This window comes from Pseudomonas sp. 02C 26 (assembly GCF_002843585.1).
GTDB lineage: Bacteria > Pseudomonadota > Gammaproteobacteria > Pseudomonadales > Pseudomonadaceae > Aquipseudomonas > Aquipseudomonas shirazensis.
Genome location: NZ_CP025262.1, coordinates 53,943 through 79,578 on the forward strand (window position 1 = coordinate 53,943; position 25,636 = coordinate 79,578).

Annotated in this window: 22 protein-coding genes; 20 read left to right on the forward strand and 2 right to left on the reverse strand. The window is 61.7% G+C overall.

What is annotated here, in order from left to right; translation table 11 throughout:
* Positions 1-36: 36 nt before the first annotated feature.
* Together argE and argA are read left to right on the forward strand one after the other, a co-directional pair.
* The gene (gene argE, locus CXQ80_RS00265) at positions 37-1,179 is read left to right on the forward strand and encodes an acetylornithine deacetylase (RefSeq protein ID WP_101315302.1); all 1,143 of its coding nucleotides are present in this window, start codon (positions 37-39) and stop codon (positions 1,177-1,179) included.
* A 126-nt stretch (positions 1,180-1,305) separates the two neighbouring features.
* Positions 1,306-2,604: an amino-acid N-acetyltransferase gene (argA, locus tag CXQ80_RS00270; protein WP_101315304.1), complete on the forward strand. Its 1,299-nt coding sequence runs from the start codon at positions 1,306-1,308 to the stop codon at positions 2,602-2,604.
* A gap of 48 nt (positions 2,605-2,652) precedes the next feature.
* Here the strand turns inward: argA and CXQ80_RS00275 are convergent, their stop codons facing one another.
* A complete protein-coding gene (locus CXQ80_RS00275; protein ID WP_101315306.1) occupies positions 2,653-4,029 on the reverse strand; it encodes a glutamine synthetase family protein in 1,377 nt (458 codons plus the stop codon).
* Positions 4,030-4,696: 667 nt separating this feature from the next.
* Between CXQ80_RS00275 and CXQ80_RS00280 the strand changes: the two genes are divergently transcribed.
* From CXQ80_RS00280 to CXQ80_RS00310, 7 genes are all read left to right on the forward strand, one after another.
* The gene (locus tag CXQ80_RS00280; protein ID WP_101315308.1) at positions 4,697-6,055 is read left to right on the forward strand and encodes a glutamine synthetase family protein; all 1,359 of its coding nucleotides are present in this window, start codon (positions 4,697-4,699) and stop codon (positions 6,053-6,055) included.
* Between the two features lie 48 nt (positions 6,056-6,103).
* Complete coding sequence (locus tag CXQ80_RS00285; protein WP_101315310.1) at positions 6,104-7,465, forward strand: aspartate aminotransferase family protein; 1,362 nt, start codon at positions 6,104-6,106, stop codon at positions 7,463-7,465.
* A gap of 169 nt (positions 7,466-7,634) precedes the next feature.
* Positions 7,635-8,732: a polyamine ABC transporter substrate-binding protein gene (locus CXQ80_RS00290; RefSeq protein ID WP_101315312.1), complete on the forward strand. Its 1,098-nt coding sequence runs from the start codon at positions 7,635-7,637 to the stop codon at positions 8,730-8,732.
* A gap of 174 nt (positions 8,733-8,906) precedes the next feature.
* Positions 8,907-10,001: a polyamine ABC transporter substrate-binding protein gene (locus CXQ80_RS00295; protein WP_101315314.1), complete on the forward strand. Its 1,095-nt coding sequence runs from the start codon at positions 8,907-8,909 to the stop codon at positions 9,999-10,001.
* 57 nt (positions 10,002-10,058) lie between these two features.
* Entirely contained in the window at positions 10,059-11,201 is a 1,143-nt protein-coding gene (potA, locus tag CXQ80_RS00300) for a polyamine ABC transporter ATP-binding protein (RefSeq protein ID WP_101315316.1), read from the forward strand.
* A complete protein-coding gene (locus CXQ80_RS00305) occupies positions 11,198-12,118 on the forward strand; it encodes an ABC transporter permease subunit (protein WP_101315318.1) in 921 nt (306 codons plus the stop codon). The genes potA and CXQ80_RS00305 overlap by 4 nt, the downstream gene beginning before the upstream one ends.
* Positions 12,115-13,008, forward strand: a complete 894-nt coding sequence (locus tag CXQ80_RS00310) for an ABC transporter permease subunit (RefSeq protein ID WP_101315320.1) — start codon at positions 12,115-12,117, stop codon at positions 13,006-13,008. Before CXQ80_RS00305 ends, CXQ80_RS00310 begins: the two co-directional genes overlap by 4 nt.
* A gap of 215 nt (positions 13,009-13,223) precedes the next feature.
* Here CXQ80_RS00310 and CXQ80_RS00315 read toward each other — a convergent pair whose 3' ends face one another.
* Positions 13,224-13,679: a transposase gene (locus tag CXQ80_RS00315; RefSeq protein WP_101315322.1), complete on the reverse strand. Its 456-nt coding sequence runs from the start codon at positions 13,677-13,679 to the stop codon at positions 13,224-13,226.
* 204 nt (positions 13,680-13,883) lie between these two features.
* Here CXQ80_RS00315 and CXQ80_RS00320 point away from each other — a divergent pair, with 204 nt between their 5' ends.
* The 11 genes from CXQ80_RS00320 to CXQ80_RS00370 all read left to right on the forward strand — a co-directional run bounded on the left by CXQ80_RS00320 (position 13,884) and on the right by CXQ80_RS00370 (position 25,629).
* Positions 13,884-14,972 carry an efflux RND transporter periplasmic adaptor subunit gene (locus tag CXQ80_RS00320; RefSeq protein ID WP_101315323.1) on the forward strand — a complete coding sequence of 363 codons (1,089 nt, stop codon included), beginning with the start codon at positions 13,884-13,886 and terminating at the stop codon, positions 14,970-14,972.
* Positions 14,969-16,036, forward strand: a complete 1,068-nt coding sequence (locus CXQ80_RS00325) for an efflux RND transporter periplasmic adaptor subunit (RefSeq protein ID WP_101315325.1) — start codon at positions 14,969-14,971, stop codon at positions 16,034-16,036. The genes CXQ80_RS00320 and CXQ80_RS00325 overlap by 4 nt, the downstream gene beginning before the upstream one ends.
* Complete coding sequence (locus CXQ80_RS00330) at positions 16,033-19,089, forward strand: efflux RND transporter permease subunit (protein ID WP_101315327.1); 3,057 nt, start codon at positions 16,033-16,035, stop codon at positions 19,087-19,089. Before CXQ80_RS00325 ends, CXQ80_RS00330 begins: the two co-directional genes overlap by 4 nt.
* A 177-nt stretch (positions 19,090-19,266) precedes the next feature.
* Entirely contained in the window at positions 19,267-19,449 is a 183-nt protein-coding gene (gene oscA / locus CXQ80_RS00335) for a sulfur starvation response protein OscA (protein ID WP_101315329.1), read from the forward strand.
* A gap of 49 nt (positions 19,450-19,498) precedes the next feature.
* On the forward strand, positions 19,499-20,506 hold the full coding sequence (locus tag CXQ80_RS00340) for a sulfate ABC transporter substrate-binding protein (RefSeq protein ID WP_101315331.1): 1,008 nt from the start codon (positions 19,499-19,501) through the stop codon (positions 20,504-20,506).
* 89 nt (positions 20,507-20,595) lie between these two features.
* Complete coding sequence (gene cysT / locus CXQ80_RS00345) at positions 20,596-21,414, forward strand: sulfate ABC transporter permease subunit CysT (RefSeq protein WP_101315333.1); 819 nt, start codon at positions 20,596-20,598, stop codon at positions 21,412-21,414.
* A 13-nt stretch (positions 21,415-21,427) separates the two neighbouring features.
* Positions 21,428-22,300 (forward strand): sulfate ABC transporter permease subunit CysW, encoded by an 873-nt coding sequence (gene cysW / locus CXQ80_RS00350; protein WP_101315335.1) that lies wholly within the window; start codon positions 21,428-21,430, stop codon positions 22,298-22,300.
* 3 nt (positions 22,301-22,303) lie between these two features.
* Entirely contained in the window at positions 22,304-23,293 is a 990-nt protein-coding gene (locus CXQ80_RS00355) for a sulfate/molybdate ABC transporter ATP-binding protein (RefSeq protein ID WP_101315337.1), read from the forward strand.
* Positions 23,294-23,641: 348 nt separating this feature from the next.
* Positions 23,642-24,439, forward strand: coding sequence for an energy transducer TonB (locus CXQ80_RS00360; protein WP_101315339.1), 798 nt, complete (start codon positions 23,642-23,644; stop codon positions 24,437-24,439).
* A gap of 58 nt (positions 24,440-24,497) precedes the next feature.
* Positions 24,498-25,226: a MotA/TolQ/ExbB proton channel family protein gene (locus CXQ80_RS00365; RefSeq protein ID WP_101315341.1), complete on the forward strand. Its 729-nt coding sequence runs from the start codon at positions 24,498-24,500 to the stop codon at positions 25,224-25,226.
* Position 25,227: 1 nt separating this feature from the next.
* The gene (locus tag CXQ80_RS00370; protein WP_101315343.1) at positions 25,228-25,629 is read left to right on the forward strand and encodes a biopolymer transporter ExbD; all 402 of its coding nucleotides are present in this window, start codon (positions 25,228-25,230) and stop codon (positions 25,627-25,629) included.
* The last annotated feature ends 7 nt before the right edge of the window (positions 25,630-25,636 follow it).

The window sequence follows — 25,636 nt, forward strand, 5'->3', positions numbered from 1 at the left end:
TGTTATGATGGGCCGACGTTTTCGAGGAATCCGCGCATGCCGTTGCCATCGCTGAAAGACCAGTTCGCCGCCCTGATCGCCGCGCCATCGGTCAGTTGCACCCAGCCCGCACTGGATCAGTCCAACCGTGTGGTAATCGACTTGCTCGCCGGTTGGCTGGCTGACCTTGGCTTCACATGCGATATCCAGCAGGTCACCCCCGGCAAGTTCAACCTGCTGGCCAGCCGCGGCACGGGCCCTGGCGGGCTGATTCTGGCTGGCCACAGCGACACGGTGCCGTTCGACGAGCAGTTGTGGCAGAGCGACCCGCTGAAACTGACCGAGGTGGGCGATCGCTGGGTTGGGCTGGGTAGTTGCGACATGAAAGGTTTCTTCGCGCTGGTGATCGAGGCCGTGCTGCCGCTGCTCGAACATGACTTCAAACAACCCCTGCTGATCCTTGCTACGTGCGACGAAGAAAGCTCGATGTCCGGCGCCCGCGCCCTGGCCGAGGCCGGTCAGCCGCTTGGCCGCGCAGCGGTGATCGGCGAGCCGACCGGGCTCAGGCCGATTCGCCTGCACAAGGGCATCATGATGGAACGCATCGATATTCTCGGCCGCAGCGGCCATTCGTCAGACCCAAGCCTGGGCCACAGTGCGATGGAAGCGATGCACGCGGTGATGGCCGAGATGATCGGCCTGCGCCAGCAATGGCAGCAGACCTACAGCAACCCGCAGTTCACCGTGCCGACGCCAACGCTGAACTTTGGCTGCATTCACGGTGGCGACAACCCCAACCGGATCTGCGGCCAGTGCGCGCTCGAGTTCGACCTGCGGCCATTGCCCGGGATGGACCCGGAGCAGCTGCGCGCGGCCATTCGTGCCAAGCTGGTGCCGCTGGCCGAGCAGCATCAGGTGAGCATCGACTACAAACCGTTGTTTCCTGAGGTGGCGCCGTTCGAGCAGGCCGCCGACAGCGAGCTGGTACGTGTGGCCGAGCGCTTGACCGGGCACCGCGCCGAAGCGGTGGCCTTCGCCACCGAGGCGCCGTACCTGCAACAGCTGGGCTGCGAGACCATTGTGCTTGGGCCGGGCGACATCGCCTGTGCTCACCAGCCCGGCGAATACCTTGAAATGTCACGTATCGAGCCTACCGTGCGTCTATTGCGTGACCTGATCAGGCACTATTGCCTGAGCTAAACGTCCATTGAGCTGATTCGTTCCTGCCTAGAGGAGAGTGCGCGTGACCGCAAGCCTGTTCCGACGATGACCTCGCACCGTTGTGCGTCTTGACCGTTCTCCGTCCACTTAGCCACAGGCCCTGTCATGCCCGATTACGTAACCTGGCTCCGCCACGCTTCGCCGTACGTCAATGCTCACCGTGACTGCACCTTCGTCGTCATGCTGCCCGGCGACGGCGTCGATCACCCCAACTTTGGCAATATCGTCCACGACCTGGTGCTGCTGCACAGCCTTGGCGTACGCCTGGTGCTGGTGCACGGCTCGCGCCCGCAGATCGAAAGCCGCCTGGCCGCCCGTGGCCTGACCCCGCATTACCACCACGGCATGCGCATTACCGATGCCGCCACCCTGGACTGCGTGATCGACGCGGTCGGCGCCTTGCGCGTGGCAATCGAGGCGCGCCTGTCGATGGACATGGCCTCCTCGCCAATGCAGGGCGCACGACTGCGCGTGGCGTCCGGCAACCTGGTCACTGCACGGCCGATCGGCGTGCTCGAAGGGGTCGACTACCACCACACCGGTGAAGTCCGCCGTATCGACCGCAAGGGCATCAATCGCCTGCTCGACGAACGCTCGATCGTGCTGCTGTCGCCGCTGGGCTACTCGCCGACCGGCGAGATCTTCAATCTGGCCTGCGAAGACGTCGCCACCCGCGCTGCTATCGAACTGGCCGCCGACAAACTGCTGCTGTTTGGCGCCGAACCCGGCCTGCTCGATGAAAACGGCCGGCTGGTGCGCGAGCTGCGCCCTCAGCAGATCGCGCCGCACCTGGCACGGCTGGGCAGCGACTATCAGGGCGAACTGCTCGATGCCGCCGGCGAGGCGTGCAAGGGCGGCGTGGCGCGTAGCCATATCGTCAGTTATGCCGAAGACGGTGCGCTACTCACCGAGCTGTTCACCCGCGACGGCGGCGGCACCTTGGTGGCGCAGGAGCAGTTCGAGATCGTCCGTGAGGCGAGCATCGAAGACGTCGGTGGTTTGCTTGAGCTGATCAGCCCGCTGGAAGAGCAGGGCATTCTCGTGCGCCGTTCGCGCGAGGTGTTGGAGCGTGAGATCGAGCAGTTCAGTGTGGTCGAGCGCGACGGTCTGATCATCGCCTGTGCGGCGTTGTACCCGATTGCCGATTCGTCGGCGGGGGAGCTGGCGTGCCTGGCGGTCAACCCGGAGTACCGCCACGGCGGCCGTGGCGATGACCTGCTCGAGCGGATCGAATCGCGGGCGCGTACGCTCGGGCTGAAGACCCTGTTCGTGCTGACCACGCGGACTGCGCACTGGTTTCGCGAACGCGGCTTCGAGCCCAGTGGCGTCGAGCGGCTGCCGGCGGCGCGGGCTTCGCTGTACAACTTCCAGCGCAACTCGAAGATCTTCGAGAAGACCCTGTAAACCTCACGCCACAATGAAAAACGCCGTCTGATCAGACGGCGTTTTCATTTACACGGTGTGCAGATACCAGTTGTACTCGAGGTCGGAGATCGAGTGCTCGAACTCCTCCAGCTCGCTTTCCTTGCACGCGACAAAGATGTCGATGTACTTCGGATCGATGTACTTGTTCAGCACTTCGCTGTCGTCCAGCTCGCGCAGGGCATCGCGCAGGTTGTTCGGCAGGCTCTGATCAAGCTGCTCGTACGAGTTGCCTTCGATCGCCGGGCCCGGTTCGATCTTGTTGGTCAGGCCGTGGTGCACGCCTGCCAGCACCGCTGCCATCATCAAGTACGGGTTGGCGTCGGCGCCTGCTACACGGTGCTCCAGGCGGACCGAGTCGGGCGAGCCGGTCGGCACGCGCACGGCGACGGTACGGTTGTCCAGGCCCCAGCTCTGTGCGTTGGGCACGTAGAACTGCGAACCGAAGCGGCGGTACGAATTGACGTTCGGGCACAGGAACGCCATCGACGCGGGCAGGGTCTCGAGCACACCGCCGACTGCGTGGCGTAACGCGGCGTTCTGCTCGGGATCCTCGCTGGTGAAGATGTTGTGGCCATCTTTATCCAGGATCGAGATGTGCACATGCAGGCCATTGCCAGCCTGGCCGGGGTACGGCTTGGCCATGAACGTGGTGTCCATTTCATGGTCGTAGGCAATGTTCTTGATCAGACGCTTGAGCAGCACTGCATAGTCGCAGGCCTTGAGCGCATCAGGCACATGGTGCAGGTTGACTTCGAACTGCGCCGGGGCGCTTTCCTTGACGATGGCGTCAGCCGGGATGCCTTGCTCTTTGGCACCTTCAAGGATGTCCTGCAGGCAGTCGGCGTATTCGTCGAGGTCGTCGATCAGGTAGACCTGAGTCGACTGCGGGCGTTTGCCCGAGATCGGCGAGCGCGGCGGCTGTGGACGGCCGTTCACGTTTTCCTGGTCGATCAGGTAGAACTCGAGTTCGAATGCGGCGCAGATGGTCAGGCCCATGTCGTCGAACTTGCTCACGACCTGGCGCAGCACTTCACGTGGATCGGCGAAGAACGGCTCGCCTTCGATCTCGTGCATGGTCATCAGCAGCTGAGCTGTAGGGCGCTTCTGCCACGGCTCGTTGCACAGGGTGTCAGGGATTGGGTAGCAGATGCGGTCCGCATCGCCGATGTCCAGACCCAGGCCCGTGCTTTCAACGGTCGAGCCGTTGATGTCGAGGGCGAAGAGGGAGGCCGGCAGGTTGATGCCTTTCTCGTAAACCTTGTGGAGGCTGGTGCGCTCAATGCGCTTGCCGCGCACCACACCATTCATATCTGCAATCAGAAGGTCAACGTAGAGAACCTCAGGATGTTCCTTAAGGAACGCGTTCGCTTCGTTAAGCTGAACGGCACGCGGGGGTACCGACATGATGCAACACCTTTGTTGTTAAAAATATCAATCAAGGGGGGCTTGCAGTTCCAGTCAATCGGAAACGCAAACCGAAGTCAAGCCAACCCCTTAACGCCCTGAAATGGCACATCTACGGCAGATTTGCTGCATATCGGGGCGAAGCATTATCCGCTATTTAAGCCGAAAAGGGTTATCTCGGCCTGCCTGTCTTTTATTTTTTACGGAGGTGTTGTGTAAAAAAATGAACAAGGCTAAGCTCGGTCGCAACCCAAAACACAATAATACGAGGGTCATATGGTCCGCTTGTCGCGACCTGCAGGTGCTGTCTGTGCAGTGCTTTCAGGGACTCAATCCGTCCGCCGCAAGGGCAACGCTCAGCCATTTGCTGAGGCTGATGCTCTGGCCGCAATAATTGACGGTCGCCCCGGTCCATACGCCTTACGTCGCAGTCTGCTGCACCCCCTTCGCTTGTTCTGCCCTGTGAATGCTTCAAGGAATCCCGCCGTCGGCGTGGTTCCGATGACGTCCTGTGCGCGCAGTTTTGCAATGCCCGGCTACTCCATCCAGAATCAAGGCGCGGGTCTGCTGCGGCCCTTGCGCCGAGCCGGCTACCGCCTTGATCGACGCCCGACGTCAGCACTGCCCGAGCTATCCCGACCGGGCCACCTTACCTCCTGAGGTATTTATGAGTAACAACCTCGACCAGCTCACCGATTGGTTGAAAGAACACAAGATCACCGAAGTGGAATGCATGATCAGCGACCTGACCGGCATCACCCGCGGCAAGATCTCGCCGACCAACAAGTTTATCGCCGAAAAGGGCATGCGCCTGCCTGAGAGCGTGCTGCTGCAGACCGTGACCGGCGACTATGTCGACGATGACATCTATTACGAACTGCTCGACCCGGCCGACATCGACATGATCTGCCGACCTGACGAGAACGCGGTGTTTCTCGTGCCTTGGGCCATCGAGCCAACTGCTCAGGTGATTCACGACACCTACGACAAAAAGGGCAACCCGATCGAGCTGTCGCCGCGCAACGTATTGAAGAAAGTGCTCAAGCTCTACAGCGACAAGGGCTGGCAGCCAATCGTCGCGCCGGAGATGGAGTTCTACCTGACCAAGCGCAGCGAAGACCCGGACTTCCCGCTGCAGCCGCCGGTAGGCCGCTCGGGCCGCCCGGAAACCGGCCGCCAGTCGTTCTCGATCGAAGCCGCCAACGAATTCGACCCGCTGTTCGAAGACGTCTATGACTGGTGCGAACTGCAGCAGCTGGACCTCGACACGCTGATCCACGAAGACGGCACGGCGCAGATGGAGATCAACTTCCGTCACGGTGATGCACTGCACCTGGCCGACCAGATACTGGTGTTCAAACGGACCATGCGCGAGGCTGCGCTCAAGCACAACGTTGCCGCCACCTTCATGGCCAAGCCAATGACCGGCGAGCCGGGCAGCGCCATGCACCTGCACCAGAGCGTGGTCGACATGCAGACCGGCAAGAACATCTTTGCCAATGCCGACGGCAGCATGAGCGCGCTGTTCCTCAACCACATCGGCGGGCTGCAGAAGTTCATCCCGTATGTGTTGCCGCTGTTCGCCCCCAACGTCAACTCATTCCGCCGCTTCCTGCCCGACACCTCGGCGCCGGTCAACGTCGAGTGGGGTGAAGAAAACCGCACCGTCGGCCTGCGTGTGCCGGATGCCGGGCCGCAGAACCGCCGAGTCGAGAACCGTCTGCCAGGCGCCGATGCCAACCCGTACCTGGCCATCGCTGCCAGCCTGCTGTGTGGCTACATCGGCATGATCCAGGCCATCGAACCAAGCGCTCCGGTGCAGGGCCGTGGCTACGAGCGGCGCAACCTGCGTCTGCCGCTGACCCTGGAAGATGCACTGGAACGCATGGAGAACTGCCATGAGCTGGAGCAGTACCTGGGCAAGAAATTCATCGCCGGCTACGTCGCCACCAAGCGCGCCGAGCATGAAAACTTCAAACGCGTGATCAGCTCCTGGGAACGTGAATTCCTGCTGTTTGCCGTCTGAACCAAACCCGGCCCGCAGGAGCGCGGCTGTCGCACAACGGAGAAGCACATGAGCGTCAACAACCCGCAAACCCGTGACTGGCAAACCCTCAGCGGTGAGCACCACCTGGCACCTTTCAGCGACTACAAACAGCTGAAGGAGAAGGGCCCGCGCATCATCACCAAGGCTGAGGGCGTGCACCTGTGGGACAGCGAGGGTCACAAGATCCTCGACGGCATGGCCGGGCTGTGGTGCGTTGCGGTCGGTTACGGGCGTGAAGAGCTGGTGCAGGCGGCAGAGAAGCAGATGCGCGAGCTGCCGTACTACAACCTGTTCTTTCAGACCGCCCACCCGCCGGCGCTGGAGCTGGCCAAGGCGATCAGCGACGTGGCCCCGGCGGGCATGACTCATGTGTTTTTCACCGGCTCCGGCTCAGAAGGCAACGACACCGTGCTGCGCATGGTTCGCCATTACTGGGCGCTCAAGGGCAAGCCGCACAAGCAGACCATCATTGGTCGCATCAACGGCTATCATGGCTCGACCGTGGCCGGTGCCAGCCTGGGCGGCATGAGTGGCATGCACGAGCAGGGCGGCTTGCCGATCCCGGGCATCGTGCATATTCCTCAGCCGTATTGGTTCGGTGAGGGCGGTGACATGAGCCCGGACGCCTTCGGTGTGTGGGCGGCCGAGCAGCTGGAACAGAAGATTCTCGAAGTCGGCGAAGACAATGTTGCGGCGTTTATCGCCGAGCCGATCCAGGGTGCTGGCGGGGTGATCATTCCACCAGAAACCTACTGGCCGAAGATCAAGGAGATCCTCGCCAAATACGACATCCTGTTCGTTGCCGATGAAGTGATCTGCGGTTTCGGCCGCACCGGCGAGTGGTTCGGTTCGGACTACTACGACCTCAAGCCTGACCTGATGACCATCGCCAAGGGGCTGACTTCCGGTTACATCCCCATGGGCGGTGTGATCGTGCGTGACAAGGTGGCCCAGGCACTCAGCGAAGGCGGCGATTTCAACCACGGTTTCACCTACTCCGGGCACCCGGTGGCGGCTGCGGTCGGCCTGGAAAACCTGCGCCTGCTGCGCGATGAGCACATCGTCGAACGCGCCAGGACAGAAGCGGCACCGTATTTGCAAAAGCGTTTGCGTGAGCTGCAGGACCACCCATTGGTAGGCGAAGTGCGCGGCCTTGGCCTGCTCGGCGCGATCGAGCTGGTCAAGGACAAGGCAACTCGCAGCCGTTATGAGGGCAAGGGCGTCGGCATGATCTGCCGTAACTTCTGCTTCGACAATGGCCTGATCATGCGCGCCGTGGGCGACACCATGATCATCGCGCCGCCGCTGGTGATCTCCCATGCCGAGATCGACGAACTGGTCGAAAAAGCGCGCAAGTGCCTGGATTTGACCTATGAAGCGGTGAAATGAGCGCCTGCTACGCTAGCGTTGTGACATTAAGCGGTTACAAGGGTCTGCTGTTGTTGATACAGCGCCTTGTAACTTGCCAGACTAGCGACTGATTCAGTCGCCCAGCGCTTGCACCATGGGACCTGGCTGCTGAACAGATGGCTTGATAATAAATTCTGGAGCATTACGCATGAAGAAAATGGGCAAGACGTTGCTGGCCGCCGCCCTCATGGGTGCCATGGCTACCGCAGTTCAGGCTGACGACAAAGTACTCCACGTCTACAACTGGTCGGACTACATTGCCCCGGATACCGTGGCCAAGTTCGAAAAGCAGACCGGCATCAAAGTGGTCTACGACGTGTTTGACAGCAACGAGACCCTCGAGGCCAAGCTGCTGGCAGGCAAGTCTGGCTACGACATCGTCGTACCGTCGAACAACTTCCTCGCCAAACAGATCAAGGCCGGCGTCTATCAGGAGCTGGATCGCTCCAAGCTGCCCAACTGGAAAAATCTCGACGAAGACCTGCTCAAGGCCGTTGGCGATGCCAGCGACGAAGGCAACAAGCACGCCTTCCCGTACATGTGGGGTTCGATCGGTATCGGCTACAACCCGGAGAAGGTCAAGGCCGCGCTGGGCGTGGACAAGATCGACTCGTGGGACACCGTGTTCAAGCCAGAGAACATGGCCAAGCTCAAGAGCTGCGGCGTGACCTTCCTCGACGCGCCGACCGAAATGATCCCGGCCGCCTTGCACTACCTGGGCAAGCCGACCAACAGCAAAGACAAGGCTGACCTGAAAGCAGCCGAAGACCTGTTCATGAAGATCCGCCCATCGGTGGCGTACTTCCACTCGTCCAAGTACATCTCCGACCTTGCCAACGGCAACATCTGTGTTGCAGTCGGCTACTCGGGTGACCTCGAACAGTCCAAAGCCCGTGCTCACGAGGCTGGCGACAAGGTCAAGCTGGCGTACACCATTCCCAAGGAAGGTGCCGGCACCTTCTACGACATGGTCGCCATCCCCAAGGATGCCAGCAACCTCGACGCTGCCTATCAGTTCATGAACTACCTGCTGCAGCCTGAAGTCATGGCCGAGATCACCAACGCCGTGCGCTTCCCGAACGGCAACAAGGCGGCGACTGCCCTGGTCGACAAGGACATCACCAGCGACCCGGCCATCTACCCGTCGGATGCGGTGAAGAAACAGCTGTACGCAATCAGCGATCTCGATGCAGGCACCCTGCGTCTGATCACCCGCAGCTGGACCAAGATCAAGTCGGGCAAGTAAGCCTGAGTGAAAGCCTCTGGGCCGCGGTTTTCGGCCCGGAGGCGCACTGCGACGAATAAGTTTGCCGCAGCGTTCCTGCAAGGGTAAGTTGCGCGCCGGTTTTGCCAGTCTGGCGGCGCCTTTATCACTGACGGCTACCGTCACCGAATGCACTGTTTGCCAAGGAGCATCCACTTGTCTAAATCTGTACTTCGCAAGGCCTTGCTGGCCGGAGCGGGCCTGACGCTGGCATGCAGCGTCCAAGCGGCGCCTACGGTGCATCTGTACAACTGGTCGGACTACATCGGGCCAACCACCCTCGCCGATTTCGAGAAAGAAACCGGGATCAAACCGGTGCAGGACGTTTTCGACTCCAACGAAACCCTGGAAGGCAAGCTGCTCGCCGGTCGTACCGGCTATGACGTGGTCGTGCCGTCCAACCATTTCCTCGGCAAGCAGATCAAGGCGGGCGCATTCCAGAAGCTCGACCGCAGTCTGCTGCCCAACTATGCCAACCTCGACCCGGCGCTGATGAAGCGCCTGGAGAAGAACGACCCTGGCAACCTCTATGCCGTGCCGTATCTGTGGGGCACCAATGGCATCGGTTACAACGTCGACAAGGTCAAGGCCGTGCTCGGCGTCGACAGCATCGACTCGTGGGCAGTGCTGTTCGAACCGGAAAACATGAAGAAGCTGTCCAAATGCGGTGTGGCCTTCCTCGATTCGGCTGACGAAATGCTGCCCGCGGTGCTCAACTACATGGGCCTCGATCCCAACAGCAGCAACCCCAAGGATTACGCCGCCGCCGAGAAAAAGCTGCTGGCCGTGCGCCCTTACGTGACCTACTTCCATTCCTCCAAATACATCACCGACCTGGCCAACGGCGACATCTGCGTGGCCGCCGGTTTCTCCGGTGATGTGTTCCAGGCCAAGGCCCGTGCTGAAGAAGCGAAGAAGGGCGTCAACCTGGCCTACGCGATTCCCAAGGAAGGCGGCAACCTCTGGTTCGATGTACTGGCGATTCCGGCCGACTCGAAAAACAGCAAAGAGGCCCACGCTTTCATCAACTATCTGCTCAAGCCTGAGGTTATCGCCCAGGTCAGCGATTACGTCGGTTACGCCAACCCGAACCCCAAGGCTGGCGCGCTGATGGACCAGGATGTCAGGAACGACGCCGCGGTTTACCCACCGCAGGAAGTACTGGACAAGATGTTCGTCAACAGCGAGTTGCCGCCCAAGGTGCAACGTTTGATGACCCGCAGCTGGACCAAGGTCAAGTCGGGCAAATAATCATCCAGACCCGCCTCCTTGAGGGCGGGCTTAAAAATCTTGTTGGGAGTTTCACTCATGGCAGTTGCCTCCAGTGCCTATAAGAAAGCCCTCGAGGGTGGCCAGCAACCCAAGCAGGTGCTGGTCAAGATCGACCGGGTCACGAAGAAGTTCGACGAAACAATTGCCGTGGACGATGTGTCCCTGGAAATCCGCAAAGGCGAGATCTTCGCCCTGCTGGGTGGCTCCGGCTCCGGTAAATCGACCCTGCTGCGCATGCTGGCCGGGTTCGAGCGGCCGAGCGAAGGGCGCATCTATCTGGATGGCGTCGACATCACCGACATGCCGCCGTACGAGCGGCCGATCAACATGATGTTCCAGTCCTACGCCTTGTTCCCGCACATGACCGTGGCGCAGAACATCGCCTTCGGCCTGCAGCAGGACAAGATGCCCAAGGCCGAGATCGACGCCCGCGTGGACGAGATGCTCAAGCTGGTGCACATGACCCAGTACGCCAAGCGCAAGCCGCATCAGCTGTCCGGTGGCCAACGCCAGCGGGTGGCGCTGGCGCGCTCGCTGGCCAAGCGGCCGAAATTGCTGCTGCTCGATGAGCCGATGGGCGCGCTGGACAAAAAGCTGCGCTCGCAGATGCAGCTGGAACTGGTGCAGATCATCGAGCGGGTCGGCGTGACCTGCGTGATGGTGACCCACGACCAGGAAGAAGCCATGACCATGGCCGAGCGCATCGCCATCATGCACCTGGGCTGGATCGCTCAGATCGGCTCGCCGATCGACATCTACGAAACCCCCACCAGCCGCCTGGTGTGTGAGTTCATCGGCAACGTCAACCTGTTCGAAGGGCAGGTGGTCGACGACGCCGAGGGCCACGCGCTGATCGCCAGCCCCGAGCTTGAGCGCAATATCTACGTCGGCCACGGTGTTTCCACCTCGGTCGAGGACAAGAGCATCCTCTACGCGCTGCGTCCAGAGAAGATGCTGGTCACCACCGAGCAGCCGAGCTACGAATACAACTGGTCGCGCGGCAAGGTGCATGACATCGCCTACCTGGGCGGCCACTCGGTGTTCTACGTCGAGCTGCCGAGCGGCAAGATCGTCCAGTCGTTCGTGGCCAACGCCGAGCGCCAGGGCACCCGCCCGACCTGGGGCGACGAAGTCTACGTGTGGTGGGAAGACGACAGCGGCGTGGTACTGCGCTCATGAAAATCCGCAAGCTCAAGCGAGCCTTCCAGCGGCTGGTCCCGGAGGGACGGCACCTGGTGATCGGCGTGCCGTTCATCTGGCTGTTCCTGTTCTTCATGCTGCCGTTCTTCATCGTGTTGAAGATCAGCTTTGCCGAAGCCGACGTGGCGATCCCGCCGTACACCGAGATCTACACCTACGTCGAAGACAAGATTCAGTTGGTGCTCAACCTGGCCAACTATGGGCTGTTGACCGAGGATGAGCTGTATATCTCGGCCTACTTGGGCTCGTTGAAGATGGCCTTCATCAGCACCGTGCTGTGCCTGCTGATCGGTTATCCGATGGCCTATGCCATCGCCAACGCGCGCAAGGAAAGCCAGACGGTTTTGCTGCTGCTGATCATGATGCCGACCTGGACCGCGATCCTGATCCGGGTCTACGCCTGGATGGGCATCCTCAGCAACAACGGGCTGCTCAACAGCTTCCTGATGTGGATCGGCCTGATCGATCAGCCACTGCAGATCCTCAACACCAACCTGGCGGTGTATATCGGCGTGGTCTATTCATACCTGCCGTTCATGATCCTGCCGTTGTTCGCCAACCTCGTGAAGCACGACCAGAGCCTGCTGGAAGCCGCTTCGGACCTCGGTTCGAGTACCTTCAACAGCTTCTGGAAGATCACCGTGCCGCTGTCGAAAAACGGCATCATTGCCGGCTGCATGCTGGTGTTCATTCCGGTGGTGGGTGAGTTCGTCATTCCGGAACTGCTCGGCGGCCCGGAAACCCTGATGATCGGTAAAGTGCTGTGGCAGGAATTCTTCAACAACCGTGACTGGCCGGTAGCCTCGGCGCTGGCGGTAGTGATGCTGGCGATCCTGATCGTACCGATCCTGCTGTTCAACCGTAGCCAGGCCAAAGAGATGGAGGGCAGAGCATGAAGCGTTTCAGTTTTTCCAAGCTGATGCTGGTGCTCGGCTTGCTGTTCATCTACCTGCCGATGCTGATCCTGGTGATCTACTCGTTCAACGCCTCCAAGCTGGTAACGGTATGGGGCGGCTGGTCGCTGAAGTGGTACATCGGTCTGCTCGACAACACCCAGCTGATGGGCTCGGTGATGCGCTCGCTGGAGATCGCCTGCTACACCGCGGTCGCCGCGGTGGCGCTGGGTACCCTGGCCGCGTTCGTGCTGACCCGGGTCACCCGCTTCAAGGGCCGCACGCTGTTCGGTGGCCTGGTCACGGCGCCGTTGGTCATGCCCGAGGTGATCACCGGTCTGTCGCTGTTGCTGCTGTTCGTGGCCATGGCGCAGATGATCGGCTGGCCGCAGGAGCGCGGCATCGTCACCATCTGGATCGCCCACACCACGTTCTGCGCAGCCTACGTGGCGGTAGTGGTGTCGGCGCGCCTGCGTGAACTGGACCTGTCGATCGAAGAAGCGGCGATGGACCTCGGTGCCAAGCCGTGGAAGGTGTTCTTCCTGATCACCATCCCGATGATCGCGCCGTCGCTGGCGGCGGGCGGCATGATGTCGTTCGCGTTGTCGCTGGATGACCTGGTACTGGCCAGCTTCGTCTCTGGGCCGGGCTCGACTACCTTGCCGATGGAAGTGTTCTCGGCAGTGCGGCTTGGGGTCAAACCTGAAATCAACGCCGTGGCCAGCCTGATCCTGCTGTCGGTATCGCTGGTGACCTTCATGGTCTGGTACTTCAGCCGCCGCGCTGAAGAGCACCGCCGCAAGGCCATCCAGCAGGCTATTGAGGAGGGTGCAGCGGCAAGCGTTGGCCAGCCTCAGGTACGTCGCCCGGCGCAGACTGCAGCGTCCGTCTGACCTACCTCGGGGGCCGCTTCGCGGCCCTTCGCGGGTAAACCCGCTCCCACAGGCATCGCGATCGTTTCAAGAGCATCGCGGTGCCAGTGGCGGCCCCGATACCGCTCAGCTTTCAATGGCGTGTGAGTGATCCGTACTTGCTGGGTCGCCTCATTTTCATGAGTTCCTCAGAACCCTGTAGGAGCGGGTTTACCCGCGAAGGCCACGACACGGAATTACTGCCAGACCGTATCCCAATGCGGGTAATCGCCAATGCTGTCGACAAGCTTGGCCCGTACTGGGTTCTCAACGATATACGTCGCTACACTGCGCATGCTTTCTTCCCTACGCAGCGCCCGATCCTGATACCCGGCTTGCCAAACCGGCCCATAGCGAACGCCGGCCTTGTGCAAGGCAAGACTGGATCTCGACTTGAACCTGCGCATCAAAGTCCCCAGCGTCACCGACTTCAATTCGATCAGCCAATGCACATGATCTGGCATCACCACCCAGGCCAACGACTGGCAGTCCTGTTCCTGATCTGACAAACGCAGCTGCTGCACAACGATGCGTGCTGTGTGTAATTGACCAAACAGCGCTTCACGCTGATGAGTGACCGTGGTCAGTAAATAACGCCTGCCAGGCTCGGACCAGCGGCCACGGCGCAGCAGGTAGGATTCGGCGAATGTCATGGTTCTTCCTTGAGTTTGACGCCCTCTTGAACCGTAGCCGTTGCCGCATGGAGAACGCGGTGCTTCTCGTTTCCGGGTATGACATTCGCGACTCTTTACAGGATCAGTCAGGCTGACTGACCCCTATCAGTGCCGATTGCGGAACCCTGATCTACGCTAACAGTCGCATCCCTCGAACCATTCGCGCGCAAGCAAGGAGCACGCATGCCGTTGAGGCGCCTATTGTCGGTCGCTTGCCTGGGTTATTTGTCGCTATTGGTGGGTTGCAAAGAAGAAATTGCCCCGCCGGAACTGCCCAGAGTAGGTGTACAGCAAGTCCAGACCACAGATTTTGCCGCCAACGTGACCCTTACCGGTGACGTGCAGGCGCGTGTGCAGACCGACCTGTCTTTCAGGGTCGGCGGCAAGATCATCTCGCGCAGCGTCGACGTCGGCGATCACGTCAAGGCCAACCAGGTGCTGGCGCGGCTCGATCCCAAGGACCTGCAGAACAACGTCGACTCGGCCAAGGCCGAGGTATTTGCTGCGCAGGCGCGGGTAACCCAGACCAGCGCAGCCTTCGTTCGTCAGCAGAAACTGCTGCCCAAGGGCTACACCAGCCGCAGCGAATATGATTCTGCCGAGGCGGCGCTGCGCGGCAATCAAAGTGCTTTGAAGGCTGCTCAGGCGCAGTTGGCCAATGCCAGGGAGCAACTGAGCTACACCGCGCTGGTTGCCGACGCCGATGGCGTCATCACCTCGCGCCAGGCCGAGGTTGGCCAGGTGGTGCAGGCGACCATGCCGATCTTTGGCCTGGCCGTGGACGGTGATCGCGATGCGGTCTTCAACGTCTACGAATCGCTGCTGATGGCGCCGCCCAGCGACGCGCCAGTGATCGTGAAGCTGCTCGACAATCCGCAGGTGCAGGCGCAGGGCCAGGTGCGCGAAGTGACCCCGACGGTGTCCGCCGACAGCGGCACGGTGCAGATCAAGGTCGCCCTGCAGAGTGTGCCCGCCGGCATGCAACTCGGCTCGCCTGTCACTGCCAGCGGCCGCACCCAGGGCCGGCCGAGCATCGAACTGCCGTGGTCGGCCTTGACCAAGGCGCTCAAGGAGCCGGCAGTGTGGGTGGTCGGCGAGGGCGACAAGGTTGAACTGCGCCCAGTCCAGGTCGGCCGCTATCTCACCGGCAGAGTGGTGATTGCCGATGGCGTCAAAGGCGGCGAGACCGTGGTGGTCAGCGGCGGGCAGCTGTTGCACCCCGGTATGCAGGTCGAGAAAGTCAACGCCAAGGACGGAGGCGCCGCGCCATGAAAGCAGTGCTGCTGATACTCTGCTCGGCTGCGCTGCTGGGCGGCTGTGGCAAGGACGAGGAGGCTGCCGAACCGGTTCGCCCGGTGCTGTCGACCGTGGTCCAGCCGCAGGTTCAGGCGCAGTTGGGGCGCTTCGCCGGGACGATCCAGGCCCGCTATGAAAGCACCCTGGGCTTTCGCGTGTCAGGACGGATCGCCCGGCGCTGGCTCGATGTCGGCGCCCAGGTCAAACCGGGCGATATCCTCGCCACCCTCGACCCGACCGATCAACAGAACCAGTTGCGTGCCGCCGAGGGCGACCTGGCGCGGGTCCAGGCGCAGTGGATCAATGCCCAGGCCAATGCCCGTCGCCAGCAGCAGCTGTACGACCGCGGCGTTGGCGCCCAGGCGCAACTGGACATCGCCCAGACCGACTTGAAAACCACCGGTGCCTCGCTCGAACAAGCGCGCGCCGCAGTCAGCCAGGCCCGCGACCAGCTCGACTACAGCACCCTGCGCAGCGACAACGCCGCGGTGGTTACCGCCTGGCGTGCCGAGGCCGGGCAAACCGTCAGTGCTGGCCAGGAAGTGGTCACGCTGGCCCGCCCCGACGTCAAAGAGGCGGTCATCGACCTGCCAATCGGCCTGGCCGAACAATTGAGCAAAGACCTGACTTTCACTGTTGCCGCGCAGCTCGACCCTGCGGTCAATACCACCGCGACCCTGCGCGAGCTGGAGCCGCAAGCCGACGCCACCACCCGCACCCGGCGTGCGCGTTTGACCCTGGCCAGTACCCCCGCAGCGTTCCACCTGGGCACGGCGATCAGCGTCAACCTGTCCTCGGCGGTCACCCCGCGTAGCGAGTTGCCGCTGAGCGCCTTGCTCGAACGCGACGGCAAGACCCAGGTGTGGGTCCTCGACACTCAACAAAAGACCGTGGCCCTGCGCGACGTGACCCTGATCGACCGCACCGCCAGCAGCATCGTCGTGGCCTCCGGCGTGCAGCCGGGCGAGCGCGTGGTGACTGCCGGCGTGAACAGCTTGAAGCCCGGCCAGCCGGTCAGCTTTGACGAGGATGCGCAATGAAAGGAAGCTTCAACCTGTCCGAATGGGCGCTCAAGCATCAGTCCTTTGTCTGGTACCTGATGTTCGTCAGTGTACTGATGGGGGTGTTCTCCTACTTCAACCTGGGCCGTGAAGAAGACCCGTCGTTCACCATCAAGACCATGGTCATCCAGACCCGCTGGCCCGGCGCGACCCAGGACGAGACGCTCAATCAGGTCACTGACCGCATCGAGAAAAAGCTCGAAGAGCTGGACTCGCTCGATTACGTCAAAAGCTATACCCGCCCCGGTGAGTCGACGGTCTATGTGTATCTGCGCGATACCACCAAGGCGCCGGATATCCCGGCCATTTGGTACCAGGTGCGCAAGAAGATCGACGACATTCGCGGCCAGTTCCCCAAAGGTATTCAGGGCCCGGCGTTCAACGATGAATTCGGCGACGTTTACGGCACCATCTATGCCTTCACCGCCGATGGCCTGAGCCAGCGGCAACTGCGCGATTACGTCGAGCAGGCCCGCGCCGAAGCCCGCGAAGTGCCTAACATCGGCAAGATCGAGCTGTTTGGCGTGCAGGACGAAGTGCTCTACCTGAACTTCTCGACGCGCAAACTGGCGGCGCTGGGGATCGACCAGCGCCAGGTCATGCAGGCTCTGCAAGCCCAGAACGCCGTTACCCCAGCGGGGGTGATCGAGGCCGGCCCTGAGAGGATTTCGGTGCGCACCAGCGGCCAGTTCAGCTCCGAGAAAGACCTCGAGGGCGTCAACCTGCGGATCAATGATCGCTTCTTCCGCCTGGCCGACATCGCCAATATCCAGCGCGGCTACACCGACCCGCCTGCACCGATGTTCCGTTACAACGGCCAGCCGGCGATTGGCCTGGCCATTGGCATGAAAGCCGGCGGCAACATCCAGGCGTTCGGCGCCGAGATGAAAGCCAAGATGGACCAGATCATCACCAACCTGCCGGTCGGGGTTGGTGTGCACACCGTGTCGGATCAGGCCGTGGTAGTGAAGAAGGCAGTTGGCGGCTTCACCAGTGCCTTGTTCGAGGCGGTGCTGATCGTGTTGGCGGTAAGCTTCGTCAGCCTCGGCGTGCGCGCCGGGCTGGTGGTGGCGTGCTCGATCCCGTTGGTGCTGGCGATGGTGTTCCTGTTCATGGAATACAGCGGCATCACCATGCAGCGGATCTCGCTGGGTGCCCTGATCATCGCCCTCGGCCTGCTGGTGGATGACGCGATGATCACCGTCGAGGTGATGGTCACGCGCCTGGAAATGGGCGAAACCAAGGAGCAGGCGGCGACCTTTGCCTATACCTCGACGGCCTTCCCGATGCTGACCGGCACCCTGGTCACGGTGGCCGGCTTTGTGCCCATCGGGCTCAACGCCAGCTCTGCCGGCGAGTACACCTTCACCCTGTTCGCGGTGATCGCAGTGGCGTTGATCGTGTCGTGGGTGGTGGCGGTTTTCTTCGCCCCGGTACTCGGCGTGCATATCCTCAAGGCCAACAAGGTCAAGGAACACGAAGCCAAGACCGGCCGCGTCGGTCGTGCCTTCGAGCATGGTTTGCTGTGGTGCATGCGCAACCGCTGGTGGACGATCATCGGCACGGTGCTGATCTTCGCTCTGGCGCTGTTTTCGATGCGCTTTGTGCAGAACCAGTTCTTCCCGTCATCGGACCGCCCGGAAATCCTGGTCGACCTCAACCTGCCGCAAAACGCCTCGATCGAGGAGACCCAGAAGGTGGTCGATCGGCTTGAAGCGAAGATCAAGGACGACCCCGATCTGGTGCACTGGAGCAGTTACATCGGCCAGGGCGCGATCCGTTTCTACCTGCCGCTCGATCAGCAGCTGCAGAACCCGTACTACGCCCAGCTGGTGATCGTCAGCAAAGGCCTGGAGGAGCGTGCCGGGCTGATGGACCGGCTGCGCAAGCTGCTGCGCGAAGACTTCGTCGGCATTGGCAGCAATGTTCAGTCGCTGGAGATGGGCCCGCCGGTGGGCAGGCCAATCCAGTACCGGATCAGCGGCAAGGACATCGACCTGGTACGCAAGCACGCGATCGACCTGGCGACCCTGCTCGACAGCAATCAGCACATAGGCGAGATGATCTTCGACTGGAACGAGCCGGGCAAAGTCCTGCGGGTCGAGATCGCTCAGGACAAGGCGCGTCAGTTGGGATTGTCGTCCGAAGACGTCGCCAATGTGATGAACAGCATTGTCAGCGGCGTGCCGATCACCCAGGTCAACGACAGCATCTACCTGGTCGACGTGATCGCCCGCGCCGAAGACAGCGAGCGCGGCTCGCCCGATACCTTGCAGAACCTGCAGATACTGACTCCCAACGGCACCTCGATCCCGCTGCTGTCGATTGCCACGGTGCGCTACGAGCTGGAGCAGCCGCTGGTGTGGCGCCGCGATCGCAAGCCGACCATCACCATCAAGGCCTCGGTCAACGGCGATATCCAGCCGACCGACCTGGTCAAACAGCTCAAACCGGATATCGAAGAGTTCGCCAGCAAGTTGCCGCCGGGCTACGAAGTGGCCACCGGCGGTACGGTCGAGGAGAGCGGCAAGGCGCAGGGGCCAATTGGCCAGGTTATCCCGTTGATGCTGTTCCTCATGGCGACTTTCCTCATGATCCAGCTGCACAGCGTGCAGAAGTTGTTCCTGGTGGTCAGCGTGGCGCCTTTGGGCTTGATCGGGGTGGTGCTGGCGCTGGTGCCGACGGGTACGCCAATGGGCTTTGTGGCGATCCTCGGAATCCTGGCGCTGATCGGCATCATCATCCGTAACTCGGTGATCCTGGTCACCCAGATCGACGAATTCGAGGCGCAGGGCCTGTCGCCCTGGGCTGCGGTGCTTGAGGCGACCAACCATCGCCGCCGGCCGATCCTGCTCACCGCAGCGGCGGCCAGCCTGGGCATGATCCCGATTGCCCGCGAGGTGTTCTGGGGGCCGATGGCCTACGCCATGATCGGCGGCATCATCAGTGCAACGCTGCTGACGCTGTTGTTCCTGCCGGCGCTGTATGTGGCCTGGTACAAGATTCGCGAGCCAGAACAGTCATCCAGCTAATACCGCGCGCCGTTCAGAAAAGGCCATTGCCCAGCGCAATGGCCTTTCTGTTTTTGGTTATATAAACATTCTTAAATAGTATTTTTAAGAATATCCGCTCCTCACTATTATCAGCTTCAAGCCAGGCGCAAATCCCCTTCAAACCCTGCCCGGCACTTCACTCACAGGAGAACGAGCATGAGTGCATCCCTGCGTAGCATCGACGGTCAGGACGAAGCGACCATTTTGCGTGAGATCCAGGCCGCCCTGCGCGACCTGCGCTTCGGCGCGGTGGAGATCACCGTGCATAACGCTCAGGTCGTGCAGATCGAGCGCAAGGAGAAGTTCCGCCTGCAGCAGCCCGGCAACAAGACCGGCTGATCGCGCACTACTTACCAATTAGAAAAAAAGCCAATTCGGGAGCTTCACCATGTCCATCCGCCGTTATGCGCTCGCCGCTCTGGCCAGTGCCGTGTTTGCCGGTTCCGCCATCGCCAAGGACTACGAACTGCTCAACGTGTCCTATGACCCAACCCGTGAGCTGTATCAGCAGTACAACGCCGAGTTCATCAAGCACTGGCAGCAGGCGCACCCGGATGACAAGGTCAAGATTCAGCAATCCCATGGCGGCTCGGGCAAGCAAGGTCGCGCAGTGATCGACGGCCTGCGCGCCGACGTGGTGACCCTGGCCCTGGCCGGCGACATCGACGAAATCGCCAAGCTCGGCAAGACTCTGCCAGAGAACTGGCAGACCCGCCTGCCGGACGCCAGCACACCGTACACCTCGACCATCGTCTTCCTGGTGCGCAAAGGCAACCCGAAAGGCATCAAGGACTGGGGCGACCTGGTCAAGAACGACGTGTCGGTGATCACTCCCAACCCGAAAACCTCCGGCGGCGCTCGCTGGAACTTCCTCGCCGCCTGGGCCTATGGCCTGAAAGCCGGCGGCAGCGAAGCCAAGGCCCAGGAATACGTGCAGCAGCTGTTCAAGCACGTGCCTGTGCTGGACACCGGCGCGCGCGGCTCGACCATCACCTTCGTCAACAATGGTCAGGGCGATGTGCTGCTGGCGTGGGAAAACGAAGCGTTCCTGGCCTTGAAGGAAGATGGCGGCGGCGACAAGTTCGAAATCGTCGTGCCTTCGCTGTCGATCCTCGCCGAGCCGCCAGTGGCAGTGGTCGACAAGAACGCGCAGAAGAAAGGCAACGAGCAGATCGCCGAGGAATACCTCAAGTATCTGTACAGCCCGGCCGGGCAGAAAATTGCCGCCGAGAACTTCTACCGCCCGCGTGACCAGAAAGTGGCTGCCGAATATGGCAAGCAATTCCCCAAACTTGACCTGGTGACCATCGACAAGGACTTCGGCGGCTGGAAAACTGCACAGCCGAAATTCTTCAACGATGGCGGTGTGTTCGATCAGATCTACCAGGCGCAGTAACTCGGCAGTACAGTGCCGCACTGGAGCTTCAGTAGCCTGCATGGGCCCGGGACTTGTCCCGGGCTTGATGCGTTAAACCAGGGACCTTTATGTCACGTCGTATATCCCCCGTCATACCCGGCTTCGGGCTGACTCTGGGCTACACCTTGGTGTACCTCAGCCTGATCGTGCTGATACCGCTGGCGGCCATGTTCGTGCATGCCTCGCAGCTGACCTGGGAGCAGTTCTGGAACATCATCAGCGCCCCGCGAGTGATTGCCGCGCTGAAGCTGAGTTTCGGCACTGCCCTGTTCGCCGCCATCATCAACGGCATCATCGGCACCCTGCTGGCCTGGGTGCTGGTGCGCTACACCTTCCCCGGGCGCAAGATCATCGACGCGATGATCGACCTGCCGTTCGCCTTGCCCACGGCAGTCGCCGGCATCGCCCTGACCGCGCTGTATGCGCCGTCCGGCTGGGTCGGGCAGTTCGCCACCGACCTCGGTTTCAAGATCGCCTACACGCCGCTGGGTATCACCCTGGCGCTGACCTTCGTCACCCTGCCATTTGTGGTGCGGACGGTGCAGCCGGTGCTGGCGGACATCCCCCGAGAAGTCGAAGAAGCGGCTGCCTGCCTGGGCGCGAAACCGTTGCAGGTATTCCGCCATATCCTCATGCCGGCGCTGCTACCGGCCTGGTTGACCGGCTTCGCGCTGGCCTTTGCTCGCGGTGTTGGCGAGTACGGCTCGGTGATCTTCATTGCCGGCAACATGCCGATGAAGACCGAAATCTTGCCGTTGCTGATCATGGTCAAGCTCGACCAGTACGACTACACCGGCGCTACTGCCATCGGCGTCTTGATGCTGGTGGTTTCCTTCATTCTGCTGCTGCTGATCAACTTGCTTCAGCGGCGCATCGAAACCCCTTGAAGGAGGACCGCCCATGTCTGCTTCAACTCTAGGCGCAACGGCCGCCGCCAACGCCGCCCGCCGCGGCAGCGCCACCTCACGGCGGGTGCTGATCATTTCGGCCTGGCTGGTGTTTGCGCTGTTTCTGCTGTTGCCGCTGGTGATCGTGGTTTCCCAAGCGCTGAAGAACGGCTTCGGTACGTTCTTCGAGGCGATCTTCGAGCCCGATGCACTGTCGGCGCTCAGGCTGACCTTGCTCGCGGTGGCCATTTCGGTGCCGCTGAACCTGCTGTTCGGGGTCAGTGCGGCGTGGTGCGTGAGCAAGTACAACTTTGCCGGCAAGAGCATCCTGGTGACCTTGATCGACCTGCCGTTCTCGGTGTCGCCGGTAATCGCCGGTCTGGTCTATGTGCTGATGTTCGGCGCGCAGGGCTTCTTCGGGCCGTGGCTGCAGGATCACGACATCCAGATCGTGTTCGCCTTGCCGGGCATCGTCCTGGCGACCATCTTCGTTACCGTGCCATTCGTGGCCCGCGAGCTGATCCCGCTGATGCAAGAGCAGGGCACTCAAGAGGAAGAGGCCGCGCGCCTGCTTGGCGCCAATGGCTGGCAGATGTTCTGGCACGTGACCCTGCCCAACATCAAATGGGGCCTGATCTACGGCGTGGTGCTGTGTACTGCGCGAGCGATGGGCGAGTTTGGTGCGGTGTCGGTGGTCTCCGGGCATATCCGCGGGGTTACCAACACCTTGCCGCTGCACGTCGAAATCCTCTACAACGAATACAACCACGTCGCGGCGTTCAGCGTGGCGAGCTTGCTGCTGATCCTGGCGCTCTTCATCCTGCTGCTCAAGCAGTGGAGCGAGAACCGTATTAACCGTCTGCGCCAAAGCGCAGCGGAGGAATAATTCATGTCGATCGAAGTTCGTAACGTCAGCAAGCGCTTCAACAGCTTCCAGGCTCTGGACAACATCAACCTGGATATCAACAGCGGCGAGCTGGTGGCTCTGCTCGGCCCGTCGGGCTGCGGCAAGACCACCCTGCTGCGGATCATCGCCGGTCTCGAAACGCCGGACGATGGCAGCATCGTTTTCCATGGCGAAGATGTCTCCGGGCATGACGTGCGTGATCGCAACGTCGGCTTCGTGTTCCAGCATTACGCGCTGTTCCGCCACATGAGCGTGTTCGACAACGTCGCCTTCGGCCTGCGCATGAAGCCCAAGGGCGAGCGGCCGAGCGAAAGCCGCATCGCCGAGAAGGTCCATGAGCTGTTGAACATGGTCCAGCTCGACTGGCTGGCCGACCGTTACCCCGAGCAGCTGTCCGGCGGCCAGCGTCAGCGTATCGCTCTGGCTCGCGCCCTGGCGGTCGAGCCCAAGGTACTGCTGCTCGACGAGCCGTTCGGTGCGCTGGATGCCAAGGTGCGTAAAGAGCTGCGCCGCTGGCTGGCGCGGCTGCACGAAGACATCAACCTGACCTCGGTATTCGTTACCCACGACCAGGAAGAAGCGATGGAAGTCGCCGACCGCATCGTGGTGATGAACAAGGGCGTGATCGAGCAGATCGGCTCGCCGGGTGAGGTCTATGAAAAGCCAGCCAACGACTTCGTCTATCACTTCCTTGGTGACTCCAACCGCATGAGCCTGAGTGAAGGCAACCATGTGCTGTTCCGCCCACACGAGGTGTCGTTGTCGCGGCATGAAACCGAAGGCCACCATGCGGCCGAGGTGCGTGATATTCGGCCATTGGGCGCGACCACGCGGGTGACCTTGAAGGTGGAAGGGCAGAGCGAGCTGATCGAAGCCGAGGTGGTCAAGGACCATGACAGCCTGACCGGGCTGGCGCGGGGCGAGACGTTGTTCTTCCGGCCCAAGGTTTGGCAGAAGGTGGCTGATATCTGATCCATTCTGGGGCCGCTTTGCGGCCCAATCGCGACACCAGGCCGCTCCTACCGGGACCGCGCAGTCCCTGACACGGCGCGGCCTCTGTAGGAGCGGCCTCGTGTCGCGATTGGGCTGCAAAGCAGCCCCATCCCCCGCAAGACCAATGCCTTCCAGGAATATTTCAAATGCCGCCCAGGCATCAAAATCCCCGCCATCACGGCCAGCCCACGAACCACGCGGGCTGCGGCCTTCCCCCTAATACCAATATTCAATAAAATTCTAAGTTTACGTTTAAACATTACTTTCAGAGATAAGCGTCTGGCACCGATGATTCAGCCATGAATCGAGACCCCAGGAGTTTGATCAATGGGTAATGTCCATACGGCCGTCAGGGCCTACGACCAGCCATGGCGCCCGGCCCCGGGCGACCTGGTCGAGCTTGGACGCACGCTTCGTCTGCCGCTCGGCCAGCTGCGCCTGCAACGCACGCCGGTCAGCGGCCTCAAGCGCCGCGACAAATGGGCCTTGGCCCTGCTGGTAGTGGCGTTGCATGGCGCGGCGGCGTACTGGATCAGCCAGAGCCCGACCCCGCCGTTACCGGTCGTGCCACCGCAGATCCCACCCATGACCATCGAGTTTGCCGCACCGGCCCCGCCCGTGGTCGAACCGCCACCGCCTGCACCAGCGCCTCCGGTAGTCGAGCCGCCACCGCCGCCGGTAGTCGATGAGCTGGCGGCCAAACCTGCACCCAAGCCTGTGCCTAAACCGAAACCCAAGCCGGTGCCAAAGCCTGTCGCCAAGCCCGTGCCGAAACCGGTGGAAACTCCGCCGCCGCCAGTTGCAGCACCTGCGCCAACGCCAGCTCCACCGGCGCCAGCGCCGGTCACGCCGCCGTCGGCCAACGCTGCCTACCTGAAGAACCCGGCGCCGGAATACCCGCAGATGGCCCAGCGCCGCGGCTGGGAAGGCACCGTGCTGCTGCGGGTCGAGGTCATGGCCAGCGGCAAGCCCGGCCAGATCCAGATTCAGAAAAGCAGTGGCCGCCCGGCCCTCGACGACGCCGCACTGGCGGCCGTCAAGCGCTGGAGCTTTGTCCCGGCCAAGCAGGGCGATGTCGCCCAGTCCGGCTGGGTAAGTGTGCCGATCGACTTCAAGCTGCGCTGATTACACCCCTGAACATGCACCTGAACCGTATACCGACCGAACATAGGAAGACTTCATCATGAGCCTGCTGGCATCCGCATCTCCCCTCGAGTCCGTTGAAGTAGCCGTGATCTGGCTGCTGGTTGTGTTCTCTGTCGCCACCTGGGGCCTGGCGCTGATCAAGGCCGTACAGTTCGTGCGCCTGAAGAACCAGGACAAACGCTTTCACAAGCAGTTCTGGGCTGCCTCCAGCCTCGACTCGGCGGCCGAGCTCAGCCATGAACTGCCAGGCCCGGCCGCCCGTGTGGCGCAGTCCGGGTACGCCGCCATCGCCGTGGGTGAGCCTGGCCATGCCAGCGACCTTAGCCAGTCGATCAACCATCAGGACCGCCTCGAACGTGCCCTGCGCCAGCAGATCGTGCGTGAACGGCGCTCGCTGGAAACCGGCCTTGCTGTAGTCGCCAGTATCGGCAGCACCTCGCCCTTCATCGGTCTGTTCGGCACCGTGTGGGGCATCATGGAAGCGCTCAAGGGCATCAGTGCGGCAGGTTCGGCCAGCCTCGAAACCGTGGCCGGGCCGATCGGTGCGGCACTGGTTGCAACCGGCGTTGGTATTGCCGTCGCGGTGCCGGCGGTGCTGGTCTACAACTACTTCCTGCGCCGGCTCAAGCTGACCGCTGCCGACCTCGATGACTTTGCCCATGACTTCTACAGCCTGGCCCAGAAGAGCGCCTTCCGCGTGCTGGTCCACCCGACTGCACACAAGCCTCAGGCCGGCTTCACCCAGCCCGTGAAAGAGGCGTCCTGATATGGCCTTTTCAACCCAGGACAACGACGAAGTCCTCAGTGAAATCAACGTCACGCCACTGGTCGACGTCATGCTGGTGCTGCTGGTGGTGTTCATCGTCACCGCACCGCTGCTGACCAACGCCATACCGATCAACCTGCCCAAGACCGAAGCCGTGGCCCCGGTCGAGCAGAAAGACCCGCTGGTGGTCAGCATCGATGGTGGCGGCAAGCTGTTCATCAACAAGGACGAGATCCAGCCAGACCTGCTCGAAAGCAACCTCAAGGCGGCCAAGCTCAAGGACGCCGAGGTGCGAGTGCAGCTGCAGGCCGACGATGGCGTCAATTACGGTGAAGTAGCCCGCGCCATGGCGGCCATCGAACGCGCCGGGATCACCAAGCTGGCGGTGATAACCGCACGCTAGAGCCCGT